This is a genomic window from Actinobacillus suis ATCC 33415, assembly GCF_000739435.1.
In the GTDB taxonomy this organism is placed as follows: Bacteria; Pseudomonadota; Gammaproteobacteria; order Enterobacterales; family Pasteurellaceae; genus Actinobacillus; species Actinobacillus suis.
This window is the reverse complement of the sequence record NZ_CP009159.1, coordinates 308,029-334,863: the sequence shown is the minus strand read 5'-3', so window position 1 is coordinate 334,863 and position 26,835 is coordinate 308,029. Positions and strand designations below refer to the sequence as shown.

Sequence of the window (26,835 nt, the reverse complement as noted above, 5' to 3'; positions counted from 1 at the left end):
CCTATGTTAAATGCTGAAAAATATCAACGCTATATGCAATATATCCAGCAATCATCATCTTTTATCCCACTTTCTCCCGATCTTACACAGCAAGCGCATTATGATGAATATGCTTTACTTGAACTATTAAATAAGCAATTAAACCGCCCGGAAAAACCTGAGTTTTCATTTGAGCATTCTTTTAAAGTGGTAAAAAATCAAGAAAACGCACCGCTTATTGTCTTTTTTCAAGGCTTCTATTTTCAGCACATTGAAAACTATTATCTTCAAGATCCACAGTTAACTAATCTAAATCAGCTGAATCAAACAGCGCTAGATTTTTCCTTTTCTTCTTTTATTGCACAACACCCTGAATATAACTATATCTGTGTGAAAGATAATTTTCAGGCGTGGTATTTGCTACACTTTGAATACTATCTTGCTTATTTGATGCAACTTATTTCAGCGTTACAACCGACAAAAATAATGACTGCCGGCTGCTCCGCCGGAGGCTATGCCGCGATTTTATTTGGGCATTACTTATTTGCCGATCAAACCTTTGCATTTTCTCCACAGACAAAAGTCTTCGATAAAATTCATATGAGCGCTTATCGAGAAGCACTCAATGAACGTTATCAACTTGCACAGTTTGAACTAACCGACTTAGCGCTATTACAGCAAAAACAGCAAGGCTTCCGTAATCAGTTACATCTGTTTTTATCCAGCGGTAATCGCGAAGATTTAGTGGAATTTGACCGCTTAGATTGGCAGAAATACCAAGAAATCGGCGTTATGCTTTACCCCGGTTCTGCCCACGATCTTTTTTCAACTCGAGATAAACAAAAGCTGTTTAATATCCTCAAAGCGATGCTATAAGATTTTCTCGTTTAATCAAAAAATTAAACAAGAAATTAATTACTAAATATTACCGTTACGAATATTTTCTAACGCTTCCCAACGCTCAAAAGAGGCTTCTAACGCCATTTCCGCATCCGCCAGTTTTTGTAATTGTGCTTGCGTATAGCTTGGATCTTTACTGAAAAAGTCCGCACTATTTACTTCTGCCTGCAAACTTTCCATTTCTGCCTCTAAGGCTTCCATTTTTGCCGGTAATTCATCTAATTCTCTTTGATCTTTATACGAGAGTTTTACTTTTTTCGCCGGTTCCGACTTCGTTACAAGCGGTTGTTTTTCTTCTGTTTTTTGCAAATTTTCTGCAGAATTTGACCGCTTGTTTGGCTGGTTCTGTGCAAGTGTGGCGTGGTAGTTTTCTTGTTGCTGTTTCGCATCAAAATAACCGCCTACATACTTATTCAGAACGCCATTACCTTCAAAGAAATAACATTCCGTTACGGTATTGTCGATAAATTGACGGTCGTGGCTCACAATCAGCAATGTACCTTGATAATCCGCCAATAACTCTTCCAATAACTCAAGAGTTTCAACGTCCAAGTCATTGGTCGGCTCATCCAGAATCAATAAGTTATTCGGTTTAAGCAATAATTTAGCCAGTAATAAACGGTTACGCTCACCGCCCGACAAGGCTTTTACCGGAGTCATCGCACGTTTTGGTGGAAACAAGAAATCTTGTAGATAACCTAACACGTGGCGTTTTACCCCGTTTACTTCTACGTCTTGTTTGCCATCCGCCACGTTATCCATTACCGTTTTTTCAAGATCAAGTTCGGCACGATATTGGTCGAAGTAAGCCACTTCCAGTTTCGTACCGCAACGAATTGAGCCTGAAGTCGGTTGCAACTCACCTAATAATAATTTGATAAAGGTGGTTTTACCGCAGCCGTTCGCCCCAACTAACGCAATCTTATCGCCTCGCTGAATGGTAGTTGTGAAATTTTTCAGTAAAGTTTTACCTTCAATTTCATAACTTGCATTTTCTACTTCGAAGACGATTTTGCCGGAACGTGCGGTTTGATCGATTTGAATTTTAGCCGTACCCTGTACTTCTCGGCGATTACGGCGTTCTTCACGTAAGGCTTTTAATGCTCGCACACGCCCTTCATTACGGGTACGGCGAGCTTTGATACCTTGACGAATCCACACTTCTTCTTGCGCAAGTTTTTTGTCAAAAAGTTCATTTTGTAATGCTTCAACACGCAAATCTTCCGCTTTAGTTTCTAAATACACATCGTAATTACTTGGATAAGAAACTAGCTTACCTCGGTCAAGATCGACAATGCGAGTCGCCATCTTACGAATAAACGAACGGTCGTGCGAAATAAAGATGATCGAGCCTTTGAAATTGAGCAATAAATCCTCAAGCCAAGTAATTGCTTCCACATCCAAATGGTTGGTCGGTTCATCTAATAACAGAATATCCGGATCCGCAACCAATGCACGAGCTAATGCCGCACGGCGAACCCAACCGCCCGATAATTCGCATAAACGTTTATCTGGATCTAGCTCTAATAATTTAAGAGTATCTTGGATACGATTCTCAAACTGCCAACCGTTGTTATGCTCAAGTTGAGCCTGTACATTCGATAATTTGGCTAATAGCTCATCGCTATAATCAGTCTGCATTTGTTGCGAAATGTGGTGATATTGCTTTAATAAGTCGCTAAGATGCGCAATGCCTTCCGCTACATAATCAAATACCGTATCTTGGATATGACGAGGCGGATCTTGCTCAAGGCGTGTCACCACAATATCTTTTTCAAAAATCAGTTTACCGTCATCCAACTGAACTTCGCCCGCCAAAACTTTCATCAGCGTGGATTTTCCCGCCCCGTTGCGTCCAACCAAACAAACACGCTCGCCCGGTTCAATATGTAATTCCGTATGATCCAATAACGGATGATCGCCAAAACCTAAATAGGCATTGGATAAATTTAGTAGTGCCATATTATTTCTCGATACTTATATTTGTGTTGGTATCTATCAAACTGATAAATACCAAATTATAAAAAATCTTTAAATTTGATGCTTTCCGCTTAGCGCAAAATATTTCGTTCTCTTATTTATTTTTTGTTACATCTTCAATTAACTTAGCAAAATCAATCGCATTTTGCTTGCTAATAACCGGTTTACCCGTTTGTGCTTCAATCTCTTTTCTTGCATTACCTGCAACCGTTCCGCCACGCTTCGCAACCGCCTTATTTTCTTCCAAACCTTGCGGATTAGTTTGACGAGTCAGCTCCGTTGTTGTCGCTTCCGCTAACATATTTAACACCAACTCAAGCGTTGTCATATTATCTCGTAAATTTTCTTTTTTTAACCCTTTGAATGTTTTGTACTCTTTGGTACTCATTCCACTCCAGGCACGGCTAATCTCATTAGTCAAAATAGCATATTCCGCACCGTGCTGAACGCCATGAGATTGCCATTCATCAGTTAATTCTTTACGTACTTGGATTGCTTGTAAACGCTGATTAATCCACTCTTTACTGTAACCCTTTTGCAAGTAGGTTTGTAGCGCACGGTCGATAGTTAATTCAGGATCAATAATTTCATCAATTCGCTCTTTTCCAACTTGAGCTAACCACAGTTTGAATGGTTCAGCTTTAGGGCTTGGAATAGATTGGATTATACGGAAAATACCTGACATATCAGAAGCATCTGTACGATAAAACTTGTTATCTGATGATTGCATTTTCAGTTGTACGATTTTTTCGTACAACTCAATTCCACCTTCATCTTCAGTAATTTTTCGTTTTAGATCACTCCAATAACGACGTGGATTACTACTGCCCGTTAATGCCGCCACAATATCCACAATACTAAAAAACCATTCTTCTTGCTCTTCGTCCCATACTGAACGAATTTGGCTATTTTCAAAAAGTTTAAGCTCGTTCATTACTGTCTCCTTTTTTCTTTATGTTTTTATAATCAAAAGCGGTCGGATTTTTGCAAAATTTTACCAAAATCCGACCGCTTGTTTAGGGTCTTACGCCCTTTATTTAGGCTTCTGTTGAAGTTTCTGTGCTTTCTACGTTGTCTAACGCTTCGCTGTTTTCGTCTTCATCATCAGGTTCACAGACTCGTTCTACGCTTACTACGCTTTCATCATCTGCGGTGCGAATAATGCGGACGCCTTGGGTGTTACGACCAACGAGGCTGACTTCTGCAACTCGGGTACGAACTAGCGTTCCAGCATCGGTAATCAACATAATTTGATCCGCTTCTTCAACTTGAACTGCCGCAACTACTTTACCATTACGCTCATTCACTTTGATAGAAACTACACCTTTGGTTGCACGAGATTTAACCGGATATTCGCCAATCACGGTACGTTTACCGAAACCGTTTTGCGTTACCGTTAGAATATCGCCTTCCGTACGTGGAATCACAAGCGATACCACACGGTCGGTATCAAGACTTACTGAAGACTCATCCGCTTCCTCGTTTTCAATTTCTACGATTTCCGCATCTTCAATTTCTTCACTTGAAATTTCTGTCGTAGCAAGTTTAATGCCTCGAACACCTGTTGCGGTACGTCCCATCGCACGCACGGCTTTTTCTGCGAAACGTACCACTCGACCTTGCGCCGAGAACAACATAATCTCGCTCTCGCCATCGGTAATATCAACGCCGATTAACTCATCGCCTTCGCGAAGTTTTAATGCAATTAGACCGCTTGAACGCACGTTGCTGAACGCATCTAAACTTACTTTCTTCACTACACCGCTTGCGGTTGCCATAAAGATGAATTTATCCGCACTAAACTCACCGTTCGGAATCGGTAAAATCGCAGTGATACGCTCGTTTTCTTCTTTCACTAACGGCAGAATGTTCACGATTGGTGTGCCACGTGCGCCACGACTTGCTTGCGGTAATTGATACACTTTTAATTGATATAAACGACCACGGCTTGAGAAACATAAAATCGTATCGTGGGTATTCGCCACTAATAATTTCTCGATGAAATCGTCTTCTTTCATCTTAGTCGCAGATTTACCTTTACCGCCACGACGCTGCGCTTCGTAGTCGGAAAGCGGTTGATATTTCACGTAGCCTGCGTGAGAAAGTGTGACTACTACGTCTTCCTGAGCGATTAAATCTTCCATATTGATATCGCCCGAAGCCGCTGTAATTTCGGTACGACGTTCGTCACCGAATTCTGCTTTCACTTTTTCTAATTCTTCACGAATCACTTCCATTAAGCGTTCTGCGCTGCTTAGAATACGTAATAATTCGCCGATTTCGGTGAGCAATTCTTTGTATTCATCCACAATTTTTTCATGTTCTAAGCCGGTTAAACGGTGTAAACGTAATTCTAAAATCGCACGTGCTTGCGCTTCAGAAAGATAGTATTGACCGTCACGTACGCCTAAGTTTTCCGGTAAATCTTCCGGACGTGACGCATCTACGCCGGCAGCTTCTAACATTGGTGCAACATTACCCAATGCCCACGCACGCGCTAATAAACCTTCACGCGCTTCATCCGCTGTTTTTGAGTTACGGATTAATTCGATAACAGGATCGATATTCGCTAACGCAATCGCCAAACCTTCTAAGATATGCGCACGCTCACGTGCTTTGCGCAATTCAAAAATGGTACGGCGTGTCACCACCTCACGGCGGTGTTTCACGAATGCTTCGATAATTTGTTTTAGGTTCAATACTTTCGGCTGACCGTGATCAAGCGCAACCATATTGATACCAAACGTTACTTGCATTTGAGTTAATGAGTAAAGGTGATTTAACACCACTTCACCCACTGCATCACGTTTTACTTCGATAACGATTGAGATACCTTTTTTGTCCGAGTGATCTTGAATACCGCTAATGCCTTCGATTTTCTTATCTTTCACTAACTCGGCAATTTTCTCGATCAACTTCGCTTTGTTTACTTGGTACGGAAGCTCGGTCACTACAATTTGCTCACGACCTTTTTCCGTGGTTTCTACGCTTGCTTTAGCACGCACATAAACTTTACCACGACCGGTACGATACGCTTCTTCAATCCCTTTACGACCGTTAATAATCGCCCCTGTCGGGAAATCCGGACCTGGGATAAAACGCATTAATTCTTCAATGCTGATTTGCTCGTTTTCAATATAGGCTAAACAACCGTCCAACACTTCATTTAAGTTGTGCGGCGGAATATTGGTTGCCATACCAACCGCAATACCAGATGAACCGTTTACCAATAACGCAGGGATTTTGGTCGGTAATACATCAGGAATCATCTCTTTGCCGTCATAGTTCGGCGAGTAATCCACGGTTTCTTTATCTAAGTCCGTTAATAATTCCTGCGTAATTTTTTGCATACGCACTTCGGTATAACGCATCGCCGCCGGCGCATCGCCGTCAATCGAACCAAAGTTACCTTGACCGTCAACCAACATATAACGAAGTGAGAACGGCTGTGCCATACGTACAATGGTGTCATACACAGCAGAGTCACCGTGCGGGTGATATTTACCGATAACGTCACCCACCACACGTGCAGATTTTACATGCGGGCGGTTAAACGTATTGCTGTTTTGATCCATTGAGAATAACACTCGGCGGTGCACCGGTTTTAAACCATCACGCACATCGGGTAGCGCACGTCCGACAATAACAGACATCGCATAGTCGAGATAAGACGTTTTTAACTCGTCTTCGATACTGACGGGGGTAATATCTTTGGCTAATTCGCTCATTGAAATTTCCTAATCACGTTTATAAAAAAGATTGCCCCAAACTACTTGGAAAGTAGAGGGCGAAAAATTCACACGATTATAGCATAAAAAAACAGTTGAAAGTTGAAAATTGAAAGCTGAAAATGTAAGGAAGCGGTCAAATTTGCCATTTATTTTGCAATTTGACTTTTCTATCTATCTTTCCAGAGGCCGTAATGCGTAATATTGACCAACAAGAACTTGATAAATTTGAAAAAATGGCAGCCACTTGGTGGGATCCGAACGGTAGTTTTAAACCGATTCACCTGCTCAATCCATTACGCTTAGACTATATTCAACAAAAATCAAACGGTTTATTCGGTAAAAAAGTGTTGGATGTCGGCTGTGGCGGAGGCATTTTAAGTGAAGCGATGGCAAAAGCCGGTGCCAATGTTACCGGTATTGATATGACGACCGAACCGCTTGAAATTGCACGTAAACACGCCGAAGAAAGCGGCTTAACCATTGATTACCGACAAGCTACAATTGAAGATTTTGTGCAAAATCAGACCGCTTGTCATGCCGAGAAATTCGATGTGATTACTTGTATGGAAATGTTGGAACACGTGCCTGATCCGCTTTCTATTATTCAGAGTTGTAAAGCATTGCTTAAACCGAACGGCGTACTGTTTTTCTCCACAATTAACCGCACGTTTAAGGCTTATATGCTAGTCATTATTGGGGCAGAATATGTCTTAAAAATGTTGCCGAAAGGTACGCATGAATTTGAAAAATTTATCAAACCGGCAGAATTATTGAATTGGTGCGATCAAGCAGAACTTCACTGCCAAGAAATGAAAGGCTATCATTTTAATCCTTTAACCGAAAAGTTTTGGCTAAATAATGATGTAAGCTGCAATTATATTGCGTTCTTAACCGCCAAATAAGCGGTCAAATTTCCATAATTTTCTGCAACAAAAAAGGGCGTTCTATAACGCCCTTAGTTTTTTATTTGGTAGTTAATTGTTTAACTAAATCAATCACTTGCTTAATTTGTGTTGGAGATAATTTACCTTCCGAAACAAATTGTACTTTACCCGTTTTATCTAATACTGCGATAAAACTTTCTTTCGCTTTTAAACCCCACGCATTTTTCACACTACCGTTTTGGTCTAATACCACTTGGCTGTGCGGATTTTCAATTTTACCGTCTTCAACGCTATTTTTTACAAACACACCAGTGCCGACAATCGCATCATCCGCATTCACAATGGTGACGGTTTGATATTTAGTACGATCAAAACCTGCCGCTTTAATGGCTTCAATCAACGCTTTATTTTTGTCTTTTACGCTACTTCTGCCGGCAAAGTGATGAACTACTCGCACTTTACCGTCTAAGCTTGATGACTGCCAATTTTTATAACTTACTTTGTTACCATTCAGCGTTAATTCACCGTCTTTTGCAACGGTAACATTTGGCAATGCCGCATTTAACTGTACATTATGCGCAAAAGCGATATTCGCGAATAAAAGTGAAGAAAGTGCAGCCAATTTAAGAGAATTTTTCATTATTTTTCCTTTGTGAGTTGAATTTTATGAAATTTAACGCAATATTCGAATCTTACTGTAAAAAGAAAATCTTGGCACTAACATTTTCCTCTCGTTAAATACTTGATTTTATGCTATTTTAACCACCAAATTTCCCATTTATATGGGAAATTTATCTTTTAAACACTAACCTATTGATTTAAGGAGCTTTTATGCAACAAGGCGGCGGATTAGAAATGATCGTAATTTTAGCGGTATTCGGTCTTATTTTTTACTTTATGATTTATCGCCCACAAGCGAAACGCCAAAAACAACAACGTGATTTACTTTCTAACCTTGCAAAAGGTGATGAAGTATTAACAAACGGCGGCTTAATCGGTCGTATCACTAAAGTAAGTGCGGAAAACGAAAACATCGTTATCGCATTAAACGATACAACTGAAGTGGTGATTTCTCGTAACTATGTTGTTGCGGTATTACCAAAAGGTCAAATGAAAGCCCTTTCTTAATTTTCCTATCTTAGGGGATTTATTGTGTTAAATCGTTTCCCATTATGGAAGAACCTGATGGTTATCATCGTGATACTCATCGGTGGTTTATACGCTCTTCCAAATTTATACGGCGAAGACCCCTCAGTACAAATTTCAGGTACGCGAGGTCAAGAAGCCACGAGCGAAACGCTCGCTCAAGTTCAGGGAACATTGTCATCAATGAATATCACACCGAAATCAGCCGTTCTTGAGAACGGCTCGATTTTAGTTCGACTTGAAAATGATGAACAACAATTACCTGCCAAAGAAAAAATTTCTGATGTCTTAGGTGACAAATTCTCTGTTGCACTAAACCTTGCGCCGGCAACACCAAGTTGGTTAACCGATATCGGCGGTAGCCCGATGAAACGAGGCTTAGACCTACGTGGCGGTGTGCGCTTCCTAATGGAAGTGGATATGAATACGGCGTTAACAAAACAACAAGAGAGTTTACAAGACAGCTTACGCAGCGAATTACGTAAAGAAAAATTACAGTATAAAGCGGTTAAAAAAGGCGAAAATTTTGCAACTGTAATTGAATTTGCCGATGCGGATACGGCTGAAAAAGCAGCTCGTTTTGTACGCCGTCAGCATACTTCGCTCGAAGCCTCATTTATTGATACGACTACCGTATCATTTGCACCTTCCGCAGAAGGCTTATCTGCTTCTCGCGATACAGCAATCGAACAAAACTTATCGATCTTACGTAAACGTGTGGAAGAATTAGGTGTTTCTGAGCCAACTATTCAACGTCAAGGTGCAGACCGTATCGTAGTTGAATTGCCGGGTGTACAAGATACTGCTCGTGCTAAAGAACTTCTTGGTGCAACTGCAACGCTTGAGTTTCGCTTAGTGAACGCCGAGGCAAGCCCTGAATCTGCTGCTCGAGGTATTGTACCTGCCGACTCAGAATTAAAATTCAGCCGTGATGGCGGCGCTGTTGTATTACGTCGTAAACCGTCTTTAGGCGGTGAACATATTATCGATGCGACATCAGGTAAAGATGAACGTGGTTTACCGCAAGTAAGCATTAACCTTGATGCGGAAGGCGGCCATATGATGGCGGAAATTACCAAAAGTGCAGTAGGCAAACCGATGGCAACCCTTTACAGCGAGTTTAAAGACTCTGGTCGTAAAGATGCAAAAGGTAAAGTAATCTTAGAAAAACATGAAGAAGTGATTAATGTGGCAACCATTAATTCACGTCTTGGCAGCCAATTCCAAATTACCGGTATTAACTCACCGGCAGAAGCACAAAACCTTGCGGTTCTTTTACGTTCAGGTGCGTTAATTGCGCCGATTGTCATCGTAGAAGAACGTACTATCGGTGCTTCATTAGGTGCGGATAACGTTGCAAAAGGGATGGAAGCCGGTATGTATGGCTTAATCTTAACCATCGCATTCTGTTTAATTTACTATAAAGTGTTCGGGCTTTTTGCCGCAGCGGCGCTTACAGTAAATATGGTATTAACCATCGGCTTAATGTCATTAATTGGCGCAACACTCACCATGCCGGGGATCGCCGGTATCGTACTTGCGGTAGGTATGTCGGTGGATGCTAACGTGTTAATTTACGAGCGTATTAAAGAAGAATTGCGTAACGGGCGTTCAGTTCAACAGGCAATTCACGAAGGTTACAATGGAGCCTTCACTTCGATTTTCGACTCAAACTTAACCACGATTTTAACCTCTTTAGTGTTATATGCAGTGGGTACAGGCCCGGTAAAAGGCTTCGCAATTACCCTTGCACTTGGGGTAATGATTTCAATGTTCACCGCAATTACCGGTACTCGTATGCTTGTTAACTGGGTGTACGGCGGCAATAAACGTGTGAAAAAACTTTGGATTTAAGGTGGAATAAATGGCAACTATGCAAACAGAAAAAAATGCGTCAGAGATTAAACTGCCGTACAAACTTGTTCCATTTATGAAATATCGTTATGTCGGTTTCGTCTTTTCATTAGTCGTCACCGCATTATGTATTTTCTCTATCGTCACCAAAGGGTTTAACTGGGGTTTAGATTTTACCGGTGGTACGGTAATCGAAACCACCTTCTCACAACCAGCCGATTTAGGCAAAGTACGCGGTTTATTGGAACAAAACGGTTATGGAAATGCGTTGGTGCAAACCACAGGCAGCCAAAAAGAGCTGATGATTCGCTTACCGGCATCTGCGGGGGATATGTCTTTAGGTAACAAGATTATGGATCTTGTACATCAAGATTTAGACCCTTCGGCAACGATTAAAAGTGTTGAGTTCGTAGGGCCTAATGTGGGTGAAGAGCTTACTCAAGGCGCAATTTGGGCAACACTTGCAACGCTCGGTATGTTATTGCTTTACGTTGGTACTCGTTTCGAAATTCGTTTAGCGATTGGCGGTATTCTAGCGTTATTCCATGACGTATTGGTAACTATTGGTATTTTCTCATTCTTACAGATTGAGATTGACCTGACTTTCGTCGCGGCAATTCTTTCCGTAGTAGGTTATTCATTAAATGACTCTATCGTAGTATTTGACCGTGTACGTGAGAACTTTAGTAAAATTCGTCGTGTAAGTTCACAAGAAGTCGTTGATATTTCGTTAAGTCAAACGCTTTCAAGAACCTTAATGACCTCGGTAACAACGTTATTCGTAGTTGCTTCATTATATTGGTTTGGGGGCCCAACGATTCATAGCTTCTCACTCGCATTATTGATTGGTATCGGCTTCGGTACTTACTCATCAATTTATATTGCGATTGGTGTCGCATTACAACTTGGTTTAAATCGTGAACACATGGTTAAACCGGTAGTGGAAAAAGAAGGTGCGGATCAACAAGCGTTTATTGATCATTAACAGATAGTTTTTTATCAAAATATCGTATATAATTCGCAAAATATATCAAAGGGGTGGAATTTTTCCGCCCCTTTGTCGTATCCGGATTTCGTAATGAAATTAGCTCTCATTATTTAAAATCTTTTAATATTAGATTGGAGGTAAAAATGTTACAACAAAAAATCATTGATCAACTCAATGAACAAATTAACCTAGAGTTCTACTCTTCAAACGTTTATCTGCAAATGTCGTCATGGTGTTCAAAAAACAGTTTTGCCGGTGCGGCAAAATTCTTACTTCGTCATGCCGACGAAGAATTGGAGCATATGCAAAAATTGTTCGACTATGTAAGCGAAACCGGCGGTTTACCGTTGCTCGGTAAAATCGATGCGCCTTGCAAAGAATACGCTTCGTTAAAAGAATTATTTGACGAAGTGCTAGCGCATGAAAAACACGTCACGGCAAAAATTAATGAATTAGTGGAAGTAACATTTGCCGCAAAAGATTATTCAACCTTTAACTTCTTACAATGGTATGTTGCTGAACAGCACGAAGAAGAGAAATTATTCGGTGAGATTTTAGATAAATTCGCAGTCGCGGGCGAAGGCAATAAATCACTCTACTTCATCGATAAAGACTTAGAAACTTTAGATCACGAACAAGGAGCTGCATAATGTTATCACCGGCAATCATCAAACAATTAAACGACCAATTAAACTTAGAATTTTATTCTTCAAACGTTTATCTACAAATGTCGGCATGGGCGGATAACAACGGCTTCCCAGGCGCAGCGAAATTCTTAAAAGCGCACGCCACCGAAGAAATGGAACATATGCGCCGCTTATTCACCTATTTAAACGAAACCGGTTCGTTAGCGGAGATTTATGCAATTGAAGCACCGCAAGCAGAATATGCTTCGTTAAAATCTTTGTTTGAAATCGTATTAGAACACGAAAAACACGTGACGGATTCAATCAATAAATTAGTGGAAGTCACTTTTGAAGCAAAAGATTACTCATCGTTTAATTTCTTACAATGGTATGTGGCTGAACAGCACGAAGAAGAATTCCTATTTAATTCGATTTTAAATAAATTTAAACTGTTAGGCGAAGACGGCAAAGCGTTATACTACATTGATAAAGATTTAGAACAACTTGCATCAGTGCACTAATTAATTCGTTTACAAGCGGTCAAATTTCCCTAAAATTTTGCAACTTGTGACCACAGAATACACGGGCTTCACAAAAATTATTTTAGTGAAGTCCGTTCTTTTTAAGAAAGATTTGCAAATCTTAAAGAAAATCGGACCGCTTATTTATTAGATGTTATGCAAACGTTTGCTTATCAGGTCTGACTTCTGTAGAATTCGTTCCTTAAAATTTTATTTCATTTATTTGAGGTTTTCATTTTATGTCTTTGTTCAAATTTGAAGAACGTGGCACCAATACCCGCCAAGAAATTATTGCGGGCTTAACCACATTCTTAGCTATGGTGTACTCGGTAATTGTTGTGCCGGGTATGTTAAGCCAAGCAGGTTTTCCGGCTGAATCGGTATTTATCGCAACCTGTTTAGTGTCGGGTTTAGGTTCAATTTTAATCGGCTTATGGGCAAATGCACCAATGGCGATCGGCTGTGCGATTTCTTTAACCGCATTTACCGCATTCAGTTTAGTGCTTAGTCAAGGTATCTCGATTCCGGTGGCACTTGGTGCAATTTTCTTAATGGGGGTATTATTCACACTCATTTCGGTAACCGGCATTCGTGCGTGGATTTTACGTAACCTGCCGGCAAGCATTGCACACGGAGCAGGTATCGGTATCGGTTTATTTTTACTGTTAATCGCAGCGAACGGCGTGGGCTTAGTGGTTGGCAATCAAGCCGGTTTACCGGTAAAAATGGGCGATTTCACCTCATTCCCGGTCATTATGGCGTTACTTGGCTTAGCGGCGATTATCGGCTTAGAGCGTTTAAAAGTGAAAGGCAGCATTTTATGGGTAATTATTGCGATCACCATCATCGGTTTAGTGTTTGACCCGAACGTAAAATATGCAGGCTTCTTCAAAATGCCGAGCTTCGGAGAAAATTCTCAATTCTTAAATCTTGATGTAATGGGTGCGTTAAATACGGCTATTTTACCTGTCGTATTTGCATTAGTGATGACGGCTATCTTTGACGCAACCGGTACGATTCGTGCGGTAGCGGGTCAAGCGAATTTATTAGATAAAGACGGTCAAATTATTAACGGTGATAAAGCCTTAACCTCTGACTCATTAGGCTCCGTGCTTTCAGGTTTATTCGGTACGGCACCGGCAGCGGTTTATATTGAATCGGCGGCAGGTACGGCGGTTGGCGGTAAAACCGGTTTAACCGCAGTCGTTGTCGGTATCGGTTTCTTATTAATGTTATTTTTCCAACCGCTTGCGTTCTTAGTACCGGGTTATGCAACGGCTCCGGCATTAATGTACGTCGGTTTATTAATGTTAAGTAACGTTTCAAAATTAGATTTCGATGATTTCGTCGGCGCAATGTCAGGCTTAGTGTGTGCGGTATTTATCGTATTAACCGCCAATATCGTAACCGGTATTATGCTTAGTTTTGCCGCATTAGTGATCGGTCGTATCATTTCGGGTGAATTCAAAAAACTCAACGTCGGTACGGTAATCATTGCGATTGCGTTAGTAGCTTTCTACGCATTTGAATTAGCAATCTAATCTCAAAAAAAGACCGCTTGTAAGCCGATAACAGAGCAAACAAGCGGTCTAATCTTTTAAAAAAGTTGCAAATCAAATTGCTTTAATAATTCGGCAGTTTCAAATACCGGTAGCCCCATCACACCGGTAAAGCTTCCCGATAACCGCTCGACAAATACCCCGCCAAACTGCTGAATACCGTAAGCACCGGCTTTATCCATCGGCTCACCCGTCGCAATATAAGCGCAAATTTCAGCATCGGTTAATCTTCTAAAACTCACTTCACTGGTATGTAAACACTCCACTTCTTTACCTTGATAACTAATGTAAACAGCGGTAAATACTTGGTGCGTTCTGCCCGATAACATTTTTAGCATCGCAAAAGCGTCTTGTTCATCTTTCGGTTTACCGAGAATTTTGCCGTCAATTGAAACCGTTGTATCCGCAGTAAGTATCGGGTGTTCTGCAAGATTTTCCGCAATTCTAACCGCTTGTGCCGCTTGGTTTTTCTGCTTGGCAATCCGTAGGCAATACTCATCCGCTTTTTCATCTGCTTGCGGCGATTCATCAATTTCACTTGATAAACGGAGCAAATCTAAGTCTAAATTTTGTAACAATTCCCAGAGGCGCGGGCTATTTGATGCAAGGTAAATATGTTTATTTTTCATTAGCGTCAATCCTTTCTCTCATTCGTTATAGAATTTTTTGTTATATAAAATAGGTATTTATATGCATAAAATATTAAAAAATCTTTGCATTTAAGGGAGTTTAACCTTTATTATTCAACAAAATAGATTACTCTCTATAAGGAACTTATAATATGTCAAAATTTCAAATTCATACGATTGAAACCGCACCGGAAGCCGCACAAGAAGCATTAAAAGCAGTCCAACAAGCCAATGGTTTTATTCCAAATTTAATCGGCGTGTTAGCTAATGCTCCGACTGCGTTAGAAACTTATCGTACGGTAGGTGGTATTAACGGTCGTAACAGCTTAACACCGCTTGAGCGTGAAGTGGTACAAATTACGGCAGCAGTAGTTAACGGTTGCGGATTCTGTGTTGCCGGTCATACCAAAATTTCTTTAAAAGCGTTAAATGCGCCAAAAGAAATCGTTGATCAAATTCGTGCAACCGCACGTATTTCAGATCCGAAATTAGATACGTTAGCACGCTTCACACTTGCGGTAATGCTGCAGAAAGCAAAATTAACCGAAGCGCAACTAAATGAATTCTTCGCTGCCGGTTATAACCAACAAAATGCGATTGATGTGATTTTAGGTGTGAGCTTAGCGACATTATGTAACTACGTGAACAATATCGCTGAAACCCCAATCAACCCAGAATTACAAGCTTTTGCTTAATTTTCATTCACATCATACTTCAATAAACAAGCGGTCATTTTCTGTTAAAAACTTGCAAAAGTTTAACAAAAGATGACCGCTTTTAACGTCCTAAATAATTAGTGTCGGAACACTTTTACATTACTAAAGCCATTCTCTTTGAGATAAAGCGCTTGTAATTTGCTCATTACTCCACGTTGGCAATAAAGTAAGTAGTTTTTCGATTGATCCAACGAAGCGAACTGGCTCGAAAGTTTATAGAACGGCATTAATTTTACTTCTACGCCATCCAAACTAAACGGAGCCTCATCGGTTTCTTCCGGGCTACGAATATCTAAAATAATATCGTTTTCCGTTAATTCGGAAGTAGTTTCAACCGACACAACCTCTTGTTCCGTTTGTTGAGCAATCTCACGAATATCAAGGAACTGTGCGTTTTCGACCGCTTGTTCCAACACTTCAAAATTGAAATGTCCTTCTTCTTCCACAATTTTGCTTTCAATCGCTTTCACGGTCGGATTTTTCGAAATAACGCCACAAAATTCCGGCATAGATTTAGCAATATCATCGGTACCAATTTCTTTTGCCATGGCAATAATTTGCTCTTTATCGTGGGTGATTAACGGACGTAATACCAATGTATCGGACGCTTTATCGATTAAACGTAAATTGGTTAAGGTTTGGCTTGAAACCTGACCTAACGCTTCACCGGTTACGATCGCTTGAATATCGAAACGCTCAGCAATTTTACTTGCGGCACGCACCATCATACGTTTTAACACCACGCCCATTTGACCATTATCGACTTTCTCTAAAATTTCGCCGACCACATTTTCAAAATTAATCGCCACAAAACGGACTTTGTGTGAGGTGCTGTAACGGCTCCAAATATGGTATGCCATTTGTTTTACACCGATTTCGTGTGCCGCACCGCCTAAATTAAAGAAGCAGTAATGTACACGCGAGCCACGGCGAATCAGCATATAACTTGATACGCCTGAATCGAAGCCGCCGGAAATAAGCGATAATACATCTTCTTGCGTACCGATCGGATAACCGCCTAAACCTTCGTGACGAGCATTGATCAGCAACATTTTATCGCCATCAATATCAATACGCACGGTTACATCCGGCTTGGTTAATTTCACACGAGCCGATTCAATATGTTGATTTAAACCGCCACCGACATATTTTTCTACATCTAACGAACGGAATTCGTGTTTACCTTTACGGCGTACACGCACACAGAACGTTTTACCTTCCAATTCATCACGTACTTTTGCCAATGTATTTTCAAAAATATCGTGCATGGTAACAAAAGGCATTTCTTCCACTTCTAAAATGTGGTGAATACCCGGTGTACGTTTCAGTAATTCCAACACCATCGGTGCTTCTTCCGCCACTTTGGCTCGTACTTCAATAAAGTCCCAGTTACGAATCACCGCCACATTTTCAGTTTCACGCAATAAAACATTGCGGATATTTGAGGTCAGAATTTTGATAAAGCGTTTACGAACCGAATCGCTTTTAATCATAATTTCAGGGAAAAGTTTAATAATAAATTTCATTTTTCGGTTTCACTACGGAAAATAAGTTGCCCAAACAAGCGGTTAAATTTCGCTAAAAATTTGCAAATTTAACTGCTTCTCAGACAAGTATCAAAAAACAATTACCACGGAAAGCACAGAATGCACAGAAAATTCCGTGAACTCCGTGTTTTCCGTGGTAAGAAAACAACTTAAAATTTAAACGAAATTACGCCGCAAACGGGTCACGTAAGATCATTGTTTCCACACGATCCGGACCAGTTGACAAAATATCAACCGGCACACCAACAAGCTCTTCAATACGTTTGATGTAATCTAATGCCGCTTGTGGTAACTCTTCACGTTTAGTTACACGGAAGGTGTTTTCAGACCAGCCCGGCATTGTTTCGTAAATCGGCTCAACACCTTCCCAATCTTTCGCTGCCATCGGTGCGTATTCTACGATTTCACCGTTTGGCATTTTGTATGCGGTACAGATTTTTAACTCTTCAAAGCCGTCTAATACGTCTAATTTTGTCATACAGAAGCCAGAAATCGAGTTAATTTGTACTGCACGGCGCACTGCTACCGCATCAAACCAACCACAACGGCGTGGACGTCCGGTTACCGCACCGAATTCATTACCTTTACGTGCGATTTCCGCCCCCACTTCATCAAATAATTCAGTTGTGAACGGGCCACTACCAACACGAGTACAGTATGCTTTGATGATACCTAATACATAGTCAAGATTACGAGGACCAAAACCTGAACCGGTTGCAACACCACCTGCCGTAGTATTTGAACTGGTTACAAACGGATATGTACCGTGGTCGATATCTAACATTGTGCCTTGCGCACCTTCAAATAAGATATTCACGCCTTCTTTACGTGCTTCGTGAAGTAAAGTTGTTACATCTGCAACCATACCTTTAATCACGTCAGCTACCGCAAATACATCGTCTAAAGTTTTTTGGAAATCTACCGGCTCAACTTTATAGTAATGTACTAATTGGAAGTTATAGTAATCTAAAATATCTTTTAATTTTTCAGCAAAGGCTTCTTTATCAAATAAATCGCTTACACGTAAACCACGGCGAGCAACTTTATCTTCGTATGCCGGACCGATACCACGACCGGTTGTACCGATTTTATTTTTGCCTAATGCCGCTTCACGCGCGTGATCCATTGCAACATGGTAAGGAAGAATTAATGGGCAAGCTTCTGAAATTTTTAAACGCTCACGAACGTTAATACCACGTGCTTCTAATTCACCCATTTCTTTCATTAGAGCTTCCGGAGAAAGCACTACACCGTTACCGATTAAGCAGGTTACATTATCACGTAAAATACCGCTTGGAATAAGACGAAGAACAGTTTTTTCACCATTGATAATTAAGGTATGGCCCGCATTGTGACCACCTTGATAACGAACCACGTATTTTACACGGTCTGTTAATAAATCTACGATTTTACCTTTCCCTTCATCGCCCCACTGAGCGCCGAGAATAGCAACACTTTTACCCATAGGAATTGCCTCTTTTTGTTAGTATGAATGGATTTTCTACTACGGAATACCAAAAAACACTAAACAAGCGGTTTAATTTCTCGCAAAATTTGCAAATTTAACCGCTTGCTCACTATGCACCCTTCGGTGTTTTCGCTGTAGTAAATGAAAAATTAAAGACCCGATATAGATCGGGCCTTATAGATACAGTTATTTTGTCGGTGCTTTCATAAAGCGGAAGAACTCGCTGTCCGATTTAAGTAGCATCATATTGCTTTGATCTTTCGCAAAGCTGTTTTCGTATGCTTTTAAGCTACGTACGAAGCTATAAAACTCCGGCTCTTGGTTGAATGCATCCGCATAAATTTTTGCAGCTTGTGCGTCGCCTTCACCGCGTAAAGTCTCAGCGGTTTTCTTCGCTTGCGCTTCGATAAGAACCACTTTCTTATCTACTTCAGCACGAATAATTTCGGCTTTTTCTTCACCTTGCGAACGGTGTTCGCTTGCAACCGCAGCACGTTCCGCACGCATACGCTGATAAATTGAAGATGAAACTTCATTCGGTAAGTTGATCTGTTTTACACGCACGTCAACCACTTCGATACCAAGTTTCTCAGCACCGTCATCACCGTCATTTAATGCTTTTTGTGCGCCTGCCATCAATTCACCACGAGAACCCGATACGATATCTTTAATCGTACGAGAACCGATTTCAGAACGTAAACGGTCGCCCACTTTACGTTTTAAAAGATCCGACGCACGTTGTGCATCACCGCCGGTTGCAGTATAGAATTGACCGAAGTCACTGATGCGCCATTTGACATAAGAATCAACTAATAAGTCTTTTTTCTCAACCGTCACAAAGCGATCTTCTTGACCATCTAAAATTTGAATACGCGCATCCAATACTTTTAAGCTATCAATAAACGGTGCTTTAAAGTGTAAACCTGGTGCATAAACCACCACTTTTTGGTCTGCGTCACGATGCACTTTATTAAAACGCAACATAATGCCACGATAGCCTTCCGGCACAATCGTTACACAAGAAAGTACGATAAATCCCGCAAGCGCTAAAACAGGTAATAATAATTTACGCATTATTAAAATCTCCCTTTACGTACCGGTTCTGCATTTTGCGTACTAGTTTGTGAACTAGGTACAGAATGTGTTTGAGCCGGCGTAACAACTTGCGGTTGCTGAATAACAATAGGTGCGACTTGTCTTACTGATTCAGAAGCAGCCGGTTTAGCCAATAATTTATCCATTGGTAACACATTTAAATTATTACCATTACCGTCCATAATCACTTTCGGCGTGTTTTTCATCACTTTTTCCATGGTTTCGATATATAAACGCTCACGCATTACTTTCGGCGCAGCTTTATATTCCGGTAAAAGTTTAGAGAAACGCTCTACTTCACCTTTTGCTTCCAATACAACTTGATCTTTATATGCCGTTGCTTGTTCTACGATACGCTGTGCTTGACCACGTGCAATCGGCTCACGACCACGCGCATAAGCCTCCGCTTCACGGATTAAACGCTGTTCGTCTTCTTGCGCTTTAATGGCATCATCAAATGCGTCTTTTACTTCTTCCGGCGGACGAGCAGATTGGAAGTTTACGTCAGTAACTAATAACCCCATATCATAAGTCTTGATGATATCACGCAAGGTTTGCCAAGTTTTCTCACGTACTGTCGCACGACCGGTAGTTAAAATATCGTCCATCGACATATGACCGATCACATAACGTAACGCACTATCAGTCGCTTGTTTTAAGCTGTCATCCGCATCACGCACGCTAAATAGATATTTAGCCGGATCTTCAACACGGTACTGAACGGTCATTTCAACCTGTACCATATTTTCATCTTGTGTCAGCATTGAGCCACTGGTTTTCAATTCGGAAACTCGCTCAATATTTACCGGTGTCACTTCATCAACTAAGGTTGGTTTCCAGTTTAAACCCGGCATCACAATGTTATGAAGTTTACCGAAACGGGTTACTACACCACGCTCCGCCTCTTTAACCGTATAAAAGCCTGATACGCCCCATACAATAGCTGCGAAAATCAAAGCAAGCGGTAGAAATTTACCAAAGTTTTGCGAAGGAGCAGAATTATTATCTTTATTACCCCCCATTTTCTTTAATAAAGAACTAAAAGCTTCCTCTAAATCCGGCGGCTCTTGGCGATTATTTTGCTTATTTGGCTCTTGTTGTGAACCTTGCTGCTCAGGCTTCTTTTGACCCGGCTTACCCCACGGGTCTTGTTGATTGCCTGGTTCATTCCACGACATAAATTTCTCCAAAGAATAGGGGCTAAGCCCTCGAATCTACTCTTACCAATTGTAAAAAAGTGTAACTGGAAGATTGTACCTATTTGTGCTTGATATTGCTAGGCTTTATTAGCCTAAAGCGGTCTTTTTTAACAATTTTTTTGCAAATGAAAAAGGGCGAACCAAATTCGCCCTTTCTCGAAATAAAAATTAAAGTGCTTGTTCAACAAATGCACTTAATTGTGATTTTGGTAATGCACCAACTTGCGTTGCAACCACTTCACCATTTTTGAAAAGAATTAATGTTGGGATTGAACGAATACCGAATTGTGCTGGGATTTGTTGGTTCTCATCCACGTTTACTTTAGCGATTTTTGCACGACCGGCAAACTCTTCTGATAATTCATCTAAAATTGGCGCAACCATACGGCAAGGACCACACCATGGCGCCCAAAAATCTAATAATACCGGAACGTCCGATTTTAAAACTTCTTGTTCAAAAGTTGCGTCAGTAACTTGTAATGTCATAATTTGTTTCCTTAATTGATAATCTAAAAAGAAAACGCCACTTGACCGTGGCGTTAAGTTATTTCGTAAGATAAGGCTTCACTTACCTAATTTCAAGTAAGTTTTTCCAATTACACTAATTATTTATTCTTTATCCTCAGGAAGAATCAGATTTAGCACTAATGCAAGTAATGATCCGACCGTAATTCCTGAGCCGAATACCTCTTTAAAAAAGCTCGGTAATTTATCTAATAATTCAGGACGAGTCGTCACCGCTAAGCCACAACCGATCGAAATGGCAATAATTAAACCGTTACGTTTTGAACGTTCTACTTTATCCAACATTTGGATACCAGCTGCAATAATCATCGCAAACATCATTAAACCCGCACCGCCTAAAACAGGGCTAGGAATCGAAACGATTAATGCTCCAAACCATGGGAATACACCAGCTAAAACCAATAATACGCCCATAATCGTTACCACATAGCGGCTTGCCACACCGGTCAACGAAATGACCCCGATATTTTGGGCAAACGATGAGAATGGCGTGGTTGACATAATTGCCGCAAACGCAGAACCTAAACCGTCACATAATACCCCGCCACGTAAATGCTTACCGGTAATTTCAGTTTGCGTAGCATTACCTAAAGCTAAGAAGTTACCGCTTGATTCAACAATCGTCACTAAATAAGCAATCGACATCCCGATAATACCTGAAATTGGAAATGCTAATCCGAAATGCAACGGCTGTGGAATAGCAAAACTCTCTGCATTTTTAACCGCATCAAAGTTGATCCAACCTAATGCTAACGCCACTACATAGCCGACCATCATTCCAATCACAATCGCAGCTGCAGAGAAAATACCTTTCCCCCATTGTACTAAAATCACAACCAGCACAAGTACAAAGGTCGCCATCGCAAGATTTGCCGGATCCGCATAATGCGCATCGCCTTTTTGACCGCCAGCGAACCAATCCACCGCAACTGGAATTAAGCTTAAACCGATCATCATAACCACCACACCGGTAACGACAGGCGGGAATAATTTACGCACATACGGCATAAAGAAACTACCGATAATCATCACTAATGAGCCGACTAACGAAGCGCCCATAATGCCGGCAACACCATGTTCGCTAAAACCAATCGCTAAAGCAGCCGCCACGAAAGTAAAGCTGGTTCCCATCACACTCGGTAAACGTAAGCCAATCGGGCCGATACCTTGGCATTGAATGATGGTTACGATCCCTGAAACCAATAATGCCGCATTCACTAATACAATCGTATCCGGAATCGGCAGTTTAAGTACATTACCGATAACAAGTGGCACGGCGATAATGCCGCCAAGTGCGGCTAAAAGGTGTTGCGCCGCAAGAAGAAGGGTTAATCCGAAAGGTGGTTTGGAATCAACAGGATAACGTAAATTTTGCATAAATGCCTCAAACTAAAAAAATTGGGGCGAATTATACGCTCTCACAAACGATTGCGCAAACGTTTGCTTTGGGTAAATATAGTAAAAACAAGCGGTTAAATTTGCAAAAAATTCTGCAAATTTGACCGCTTGCTACCTAGCTATTTTGTAACGTATCAAAAATCACTTCGGCAAGTTGTTTTGAAATGCCGGGAACGGATTGAATTTCTTCTAACGTGGCGGATTTCACACCCTGCATACCACCGAGATATTTCAGTAATGCTTGGCGACGTTTTGCTCCTACACCGGCAATTGATTCCAATCCACTTTCCGTAAAAGCTTTTTGGCGTTTTTTGCGGTGTCCGGTAATCGCATGATTATGTGATTCATCACGAATATGTTGAATCAAATGCAAAGCAGGACTGTCCGGCGGTAAGTGAATTTCCTTATCCCATTTGCTGATCAATAAGGTTTCTAAACCGGCTTTCCGCTCTACTCCTTTCGCCACACCAATTAACAACGGTTTACGCTTATCCCAACTGACATTTAACGAAGCAAAGGTTTCTAAAGCTCGATTAAGCTGACCTTTACCGCCGTCGATAAAAATAATATCCGGAATTTTTTCTTCTTCCAAATTACGGTCATAGCGTTTTAATAAGGCTTGTTCCATTGCCGCATAGTCATCACCGCCGGTAATGCCTTCAATATTAAAACGACGGTAATCCGATTTTAACGGCCCATTTTCATCAAATACTACACACGAAGCCACTGTTTGATTACCCATTGTGTGAGAAATATCGAAGCACTCCATCCGTCTGATTTCCGCTAAATTGAGTAATGCCTTGAGTGAGTCATAACGCTGGCGAATATGCGTATCTTGTTTAAGTTGTAAAGTAAGCGCAGCTTCTGCATTGGTTTTCGCCAATGCTAAATAGCGGCTTTTATCGCCACGAATATTTTTATCGGCAATACTAACTTTATGTCCCGCTTGTTCCGACAGCACATTAACTAATGCAGTCGCTTCACTTAACGGCTGATCGATAATAATTTGATTTGGTATCGTGCGATGTTGGTTCATCTGTAGATAAAACTGACCGACAAAGGTATCCGCCAACTCGGTTAAATCGGTATTATTCGGCACTTTAGGAAAATAGGAACGATTGCCCAATACCTTACCGTGGCGCACAAATAAAATATGTACGCAAGCAATACCGTGCTGATAAGCAATCGAAATAATATCCAGATCGTCCAAACGTTCGTTAGAGACAAATTGCTTTTCTTGTACCGCTCGTACCGATTGAATCTGATCGCGAAAACGAGCTGCACCTTCAAAATCCAGATCTTCCGCGGCACTTTCCATTTTTTGTACCAAATGTTCAACCACTTGTCCGTCTTTACCTTGTAAAAACAAACGGACTAGATTTACTTGGTTATCATATTCCGCTTGCGAGTAATAACCTTCTACACAAGGGGCAAGACAACGTCCGATTTGATATTGCAAACAAGGGCGAGAACGGTTTTTATAGTAGCTGTCTTCACATTGGCGAATCGGAAACAGTTTTTGCAGCAAGTTTAGTGTTTCACGCACTGCCCCAGCATTTGGATAAGGACCAAAATATTCACCGGCAATTTTTTTACTACCACGAAACGAAGTAATTCGAGGATGTTGATGCTTCGTGAGTAAAATATACGGATAGGATTTATCATCACGCAAAAGCACGTTGTACTTCGGCTGATTCTCTTTAATATAATTATGTTCAAGCAATAACGCTTCCGTTTCCGAATGGGTTATCGTGGTTTCAATATGATGAATGTTAGCAACTAACGCTTCGGTTTTCTTACTGGCGAGTTGACTACGAAAATAACTGGATAAGCGTTTTTTGAGATCTTTGGCTTTACCGACATAGATAATGGTATTTTTCGCATCATACATGCGGTAAACACCGGGAAGATGGGGTACATCGGCAAGAAAGGATTTGGCATCAAACATAAACAAAATTGAGTATCGAGTTAAATAAGAAATTAAGTCTATGATAACCAATATTTGGCGATTAGGGTACTTGCTTATAAAGTACGCCAAATAGAAGCAAAAAAGCGGTTATATTTATAACCGCTTTTGCAAATGGATTTAGCCAAAAACTAATTTCTTAGAAGCTATAGTTCATACCCAATTTAAATTCACGTCCTGGGCTTGGTGGCGTAATCGCTGTATTTCTTTGGCTATGGCTACGATAGAATTTGTTACCAATGTTTTTCACCGTGAAATTCACGTTAAAGTTATCTTGGTTAAGAGGCTGCCAATTAACAAAAATATCATGTACACCGTATCCGATACGTCTTTTCGTTTCTGCTTTTGCACCTGAGCCAGTTTGATATTCTTTAGATTGTGCATAACGACCTAACCAGCCGAGTTCTAAACTTGGCTCTGCAAATTTATAAGACACGCCTGTACTCCATTGGCGACCTTGAGGAATAACATTTAGCGGATCGTTAGAAAGTGCAAAATCCGCTTTAGGATCTGCATAAGCCATACCTGCGGTTAATTTTAAACCATTCCATTGATAATCTAATTCTGCATCATAACCTTTGGTTTTTAATGTTCCCGCATTACTAATGATACTATCTTTTGTTTGATAGAAGTTTTTCACTCTTTGCTCAAACACGCTTCCTTTTAAACTAAAATCAGCGTATTTCCATTCAAACCCAATTTCAGCTAAACGTGCATTCTCAGTCTTTAAATTAGGATCAATAAAACGCAAACCTCTTGCTTTATCTAATGAACCTCGATTATCAGTTACTGTATAAGCAGATGCTAAAATAGGGCTACGACTTGCATAATTTAGCTTAGCATTTAAAACAAAATTTGGCGTAACATCCCAAATAAGTCCAAAACTCGGATTCAATTTATTATCAGATACCGATTTCTTACCTGCAATTGGAGTGCCATGTTGATCTACTTTGCCTGCAGTATCTAAAGTATAATAATCGTAGCGTAAGCCCGTTGTTAAAGTAACAATTTTACCTAAAGACCAAATACCTTCGGCATATAGACCGTATTCAGATTTTTGTTCACCTTTAATATAACCAAAGGAATTTTGGCTACCTGTTTGTTCTTTACGGAGATTAACACCATATTTTAGTAAATGCTCGCCACCTAGTTCACTCGTAAGCCCTAAATTAGCACCACGAGTTTCTGTTCTTGAATGGCGTTGATAACCGGTAAGTTTATCTTTTTGATAATCTTCACGCTTATCTCTTCCATCAATATAAAATGCATTTGCTTTAATATCTCTCACGACACCAAGATCTTTACCTGCATATTCTAAGTTGTAAGTGCGTGTTGTCGTATTTGCATTTACCGGACGACTATTAAAAATCATTTCAAAACGATCTTGTCCGTTGCCATAGTAAGTTTCTTGACGGAAGCTCGCACCGATTCGGTGTTGTTCTGTGAGATCATAGCCAAATTTAGCCAAATAATTCCCTTGACGGCGAGCTGTGTTATTTACAACTCTGCTATTGGTATTAACTGCATCAGAATAACCTCGACCAGCCTTATAATTTTTATCATTTCCCCAGCTTCCTAATAACAAGATATCTAGGTTATCTGCCTGTCCGTATAGTGAAAGAGAGCCGTTAACACCTCGATTACTATTATATTCTGAGCTAATTCTCGCTCCGAAAGGTTTACCTTCTTTCAGCAAATCTTTAGCCGAAACGGTTTCCGCACGAATCACACCATCCGTTACTCCGATCCCCGCACTCGCAGAACCCGCACCTTTATCTACTTTAATTGATTTGACCATCGATGGATCTAATTGAAAACGACCTTGGTGATACCATAACTGAGTATTTGTCGAAGTGTTATCAACAACCATGCCGATACGATCTTGCCCCGAGCCTCGAATTGAAATGTATTGTGCAGAAACACTACCGCCTCCGACATTAACATCGGTACGATTCGCCAGTAATTCACGTAAATTACTAATATTTCGAGTATGATTTACGGTAGGCTGTGCTTGAACTTCAATCGTATCTAAATCAGCTTGATTAGCCGAAACATAGCCGCTAAGGGCTAAGCTAATTAAGCTTAGTTGAAAGATTGTTTTTTTATATTTATGCATTATTTGTC

General features: G+C 40.7%; 22 protein-coding genes. 9 read left to right on the top strand and 13 right to left on the bottom strand.

Annotated elements, in window-relative coordinates:
• Positions 1-3 precede the first annotated feature (3 nt).
• Complete coding sequence (locus tag ASU1_RS01560) at positions 4-855, top strand: hypothetical protein (RefSeq protein WP_014991107.1); 852 nt, start codon at positions 4-6, stop codon at positions 853-855.
• A gap of 42 nt (positions 856-897) precedes the next feature.
• Here the strand turns inward: ASU1_RS01560 and ASU1_RS01555 are convergent, their stop codons facing one another.
• The 3 genes from ASU1_RS01555 to gyrA form a co-directional block, all read right to left on the bottom strand.
• Positions 898-2,841, bottom strand: a complete 1,944-nt coding sequence (locus ASU1_RS01555; RefSeq protein ID WP_014991106.1) for an ABC transporter ATP-binding protein — start codon at positions 2,839-2,841, stop codon at positions 898-900.
• A 112-nt stretch (positions 2,842-2,953) separates the two neighbouring features.
• Complete coding sequence (locus ASU1_RS01550; RefSeq protein ID WP_014991105.1) at positions 2,954-3,793, bottom strand: BRO family protein; 840 nt, start codon at positions 3,791-3,793, stop codon at positions 2,954-2,956.
• A 103-nt stretch (positions 3,794-3,896) separates the two neighbouring features.
• Positions 3,897-6,587: a DNA topoisomerase (ATP-hydrolyzing) subunit A gene (gyrA, locus tag ASU1_RS01545; protein ID WP_014991104.1), complete on the bottom strand. Its 2,691-nt coding sequence runs from the start codon at positions 6,585-6,587 to the stop codon at positions 3,897-3,899.
• Between the two features lie 194 nt (positions 6,588-6,781).
• Between gyrA and ubiG the strand changes: the two genes are divergently transcribed.
• Entirely contained in the window at positions 6,782-7,492 is a 711-nt protein-coding gene (gene ubiG / locus ASU1_RS01540) for a bifunctional 2-polyprenyl-6-hydroxyphenol methylase/3-demethylubiquinol 3-O-methyltransferase UbiG (protein WP_014991103.1), read from the top strand.
• A gap of 61 nt (positions 7,493-7,553) precedes the next feature.
• Here ubiG and ASU1_RS01535 read toward each other — a convergent pair whose 3' ends face one another.
• On the bottom strand, positions 7,554-8,114 hold the full coding sequence (locus ASU1_RS01535; RefSeq protein WP_014991102.1) for a YtfJ family protein: 561 nt from the start codon (positions 8,112-8,114) through the stop codon (positions 7,554-7,556).
• A gap of 191 nt (positions 8,115-8,305) precedes the next feature.
• Between ASU1_RS01535 and yajC the strand changes: the two genes are divergently transcribed.
• The 6 genes from yajC to ASU1_RS01505 all read left to right on the top strand — a co-directional run bounded on the left by yajC (position 8,306) and on the right by ASU1_RS01505 (position 14,150).
• Positions 8,306-8,602, top strand: coding sequence for a preprotein translocase subunit YajC (yajC, locus tag ASU1_RS01530; RefSeq protein WP_005597904.1), 297 nt, complete (start codon positions 8,306-8,308; stop codon positions 8,600-8,602).
• 24 nt (positions 8,603-8,626) lie between these two features.
• The gene (gene secD / locus ASU1_RS01525) at positions 8,627-10,474 is read left to right on the top strand and encodes a protein translocase subunit SecD (protein ID WP_014991101.1); all 1,848 of its coding nucleotides are present in this window, start codon (positions 8,627-8,629) and stop codon (positions 10,472-10,474) included.
• 10 nt (positions 10,475-10,484) lie between these two features.
• Positions 10,485-11,459, top strand: coding sequence for a protein translocase subunit SecF (gene secF, locus ASU1_RS01520; RefSeq protein ID WP_014991100.1), 975 nt, complete (start codon positions 10,485-10,487; stop codon positions 11,457-11,459).
• A 146-nt stretch (positions 11,460-11,605) separates the two neighbouring features.
• Entirely contained in the window at positions 11,606-12,112 is a 507-nt protein-coding gene (gene ftnA / locus ASU1_RS01515; RefSeq protein WP_014991099.1) for a non-heme ferritin, read from the top strand.
• Entirely contained in the window at positions 12,112-12,609 is a 498-nt protein-coding gene (gene ftnA / locus ASU1_RS01510) for a non-heme ferritin (RefSeq protein ID WP_014991098.1), read from the top strand. The genes ftnA (ASU1_RS01515) and ftnA (ASU1_RS01510) overlap by 1 nt, the downstream gene beginning before the upstream one ends.
• Before the next feature lie 239 nt (positions 12,610-12,848).
• On the top strand, positions 12,849-14,150 hold the full coding sequence (locus ASU1_RS01505; protein ID WP_014991097.1) for an NCS2 family permease: 1,302 nt from the start codon (positions 12,849-12,851) through the stop codon (positions 14,148-14,150).
• 56 nt (positions 14,151-14,206) lie between these two features.
• Here the strand turns inward: ASU1_RS01505 and ASU1_RS01500 are convergent, their stop codons facing one another.
• Positions 14,207-14,797, bottom strand: coding sequence for a Maf family protein (locus tag ASU1_RS01500; protein WP_014991096.1), 591 nt, complete (start codon positions 14,795-14,797; stop codon positions 14,207-14,209).
• A gap of 152 nt (positions 14,798-14,949) precedes the next feature.
• On the opposite strand from ASU1_RS01500, the gene ASU1_RS01495 reads away from it, so the two are divergent.
• Positions 14,950-15,492 carry a carboxymuconolactone decarboxylase family protein gene (locus tag ASU1_RS01495; RefSeq protein ID WP_014991095.1) on the top strand — a complete coding sequence of 181 codons (543 nt, stop codon included), beginning with the start codon at positions 14,950-14,952 and terminating at the stop codon, positions 15,490-15,492.
• A gap of 98 nt (positions 15,493-15,590) precedes the next feature.
• On the opposite strand, the gene thiI is transcribed toward ASU1_RS01495, so the two are convergent.
• From thiI to ASU1_RS01455, 8 genes are all read right to left on the bottom strand, one after another.
• Positions 15,591-17,039 carry a tRNA uracil 4-sulfurtransferase ThiI gene (gene thiI / locus ASU1_RS01490; RefSeq protein ID WP_014991094.1) on the bottom strand — a complete coding sequence of 483 codons (1,449 nt, stop codon included), beginning with the start codon at positions 17,037-17,039 and terminating at the stop codon, positions 15,591-15,593.
• A 187-nt stretch (positions 17,040-17,226) separates the two neighbouring features.
• Entirely contained in the window at positions 17,227-18,525 is a 1,299-nt protein-coding gene (gene purA / locus ASU1_RS01485) for an adenylosuccinate synthase (RefSeq protein WP_014991093.1), read from the bottom strand.
• Between the two features lie 189 nt (positions 18,526-18,714).
• On the bottom strand, positions 18,715-19,602 hold the full coding sequence (gene hflC / locus ASU1_RS01480; protein ID WP_014991092.1) for a protease modulator HflC: 888 nt from the start codon (positions 19,600-19,602) through the stop codon (positions 18,715-18,717).
• A gap of 2 nt (positions 19,603-19,604) precedes the next feature.
• The gene (gene hflK, locus ASU1_RS01475) at positions 19,605-20,801 is read right to left on the bottom strand and encodes an FtsH protease activity modulator HflK (protein ID WP_014991091.1); all 1,197 of its coding nucleotides are present in this window, start codon (positions 20,799-20,801) and stop codon (positions 19,605-19,607) included.
• Positions 20,802-20,990: 189 nt separating this feature from the next.
• Positions 20,991-21,308 (bottom strand): thioredoxin, encoded by a 318-nt coding sequence (gene trxA, locus ASU1_RS01470; RefSeq protein ID WP_005597935.1) that lies wholly within the window; start codon positions 21,306-21,308, stop codon positions 20,991-20,993.
• Between the two features lie 123 nt (positions 21,309-21,431).
• Complete coding sequence (locus ASU1_RS01465) at positions 21,432-22,724, bottom strand: nucleobase:cation symporter-2 family protein (RefSeq protein ID WP_039194880.1); 1,293 nt, start codon at positions 22,722-22,724, stop codon at positions 21,432-21,434.
• A gap of 136 nt (positions 22,725-22,860) precedes the next feature.
• Positions 22,861-24,693, bottom strand: a complete 1,833-nt coding sequence (gene uvrC / locus ASU1_RS01460; protein WP_014991089.1) for an excinuclease ABC subunit UvrC — start codon at positions 24,691-24,693, stop codon at positions 22,861-22,863.
• Positions 24,694-24,850: 157 nt separating this feature from the next.
• Positions 24,851-26,827 carry a TonB-dependent receptor domain-containing protein gene (locus ASU1_RS01455; RefSeq protein WP_014991088.1) on the bottom strand — a complete coding sequence of 659 codons (1,977 nt, stop codon included), beginning with the start codon at positions 26,825-26,827 and terminating at the stop codon, positions 24,851-24,853.
• Positions 26,828-26,835: the final 8 nt, after the last annotated feature.

Excerpts from the sequence above, each read along its gene's own strand:
- ASU1_RS01505 (WP_014991097.1), top strand. The coding sequence starts at position 12,849 with ATGTCTTTGTTCAAATTTGAAGAACGTGGCACCAATACCCGCCAAGAA.
- ASU1_RS01455 (WP_014991088.1), bottom strand. The coding sequence starts at position 26,827 with ATGCATAAATATAAAAAAACAATCTTTCAACTAAGCTTAATTAGCTTA.
- ftnA (WP_014991099.1), top strand. The coding sequence starts at position 11,606 with ATGTTACAACAAAAAATCATTGATCAACTCAATGAACAAATTAACCTA.
- hflC (WP_014991092.1), bottom strand. The coding sequence starts at position 19,602 with ATGCGTAAATTATTATTACCTGTTTTAGCGCTTGCGGGATTTATCGTA.
- ubiG (WP_014991103.1), top strand. The coding sequence starts at position 6,782 with ATGCGTAATATTGACCAACAAGAACTTGATAAATTTGAAAAAATGGCA.
- secF (WP_014991100.1), top strand. The coding sequence starts at position 10,485 with ATGGCAACTATGCAAACAGAAAAAAATGCGTCAGAGATTAAACTGCCG.
- ASU1_RS01550 (WP_014991105.1), bottom strand. The coding sequence starts at position 3,793 with ATGAACGAGCTTAAACTTTTTGAAAATAGCCAAATTCGTTCAGTATGG.
- ASU1_RS01560 (WP_014991107.1), top strand. The coding sequence starts at position 4 with ATGTTAAATGCTGAAAAATATCAACGCTATATGCAATATATCCAGCAA.
- ASU1_RS01500 (WP_014991096.1), bottom strand. The coding sequence starts at position 14,797 with ATGAAAAATAAACATATTTACCTTGCATCAAATAGCCCGCGCCTCTGG.
- uvrC (WP_014991089.1), bottom strand. The coding sequence starts at position 24,693 with ATGTTTGATGCCAAATCCTTTCTTGCCGATGTACCCCATCTTCCCGGT.
- yajC (WP_005597904.1), top strand. The coding sequence starts at position 8,306 with ATGCAACAAGGCGGCGGATTAGAAATGATCGTAATTTTAGCGGTATTC.
- ASU1_RS01465 (WP_039194880.1), bottom strand. The coding sequence starts at position 22,724 with ATGCAAAATTTACGTTATCCTGTTGATTCCAAACCACCTTTCGGATTA.
- ASU1_RS01495 (WP_014991095.1), top strand. The coding sequence starts at position 14,950 with ATGTCAAAATTTCAAATTCATACGATTGAAACCGCACCGGAAGCCGCA.
- ASU1_RS01535 (WP_014991102.1), bottom strand. The coding sequence starts at position 8,114 with ATGAAAAATTCTCTTAAATTGGCTGCACTTTCTTCACTTTTATTCGCG.
- thiI (WP_014991094.1), bottom strand. The coding sequence starts at position 17,039 with ATGAAATTTATTATTAAACTTTTCCCTGAAATTATGATTAAAAGCGAT.
- hflK (WP_014991091.1), bottom strand. The coding sequence starts at position 20,801 with ATGTCGTGGAATGAACCAGGCAATCAACAAGACCCGTGGGGTAAGCCG.
- trxA (WP_005597935.1), bottom strand. The coding sequence starts at position 21,308 with ATGACATTACAAGTTACTGACGCAACTTTTGAACAAGAAGTTTTAAAA.
- ftnA (WP_014991098.1), top strand. The coding sequence starts at position 12,112 with ATGTTATCACCGGCAATCATCAAACAATTAAACGACCAATTAAACTTA.
- purA (WP_014991093.1), bottom strand. The coding sequence starts at position 18,525 with ATGGGTAAAAGTGTTGCTATTCTCGGCGCTCAGTGGGGCGATGAAGGG.
- ASU1_RS01555 (WP_014991106.1), bottom strand. The coding sequence starts at position 2,841 with ATGGCACTACTAAATTTATCCAATGCCTATTTAGGTTTTGGCGATCAT.
- gyrA (WP_014991104.1), bottom strand. The coding sequence starts at position 6,587 with ATGAGCGAATTAGCCAAAGATATTACCCCCGTCAGTATCGAAGACGAG.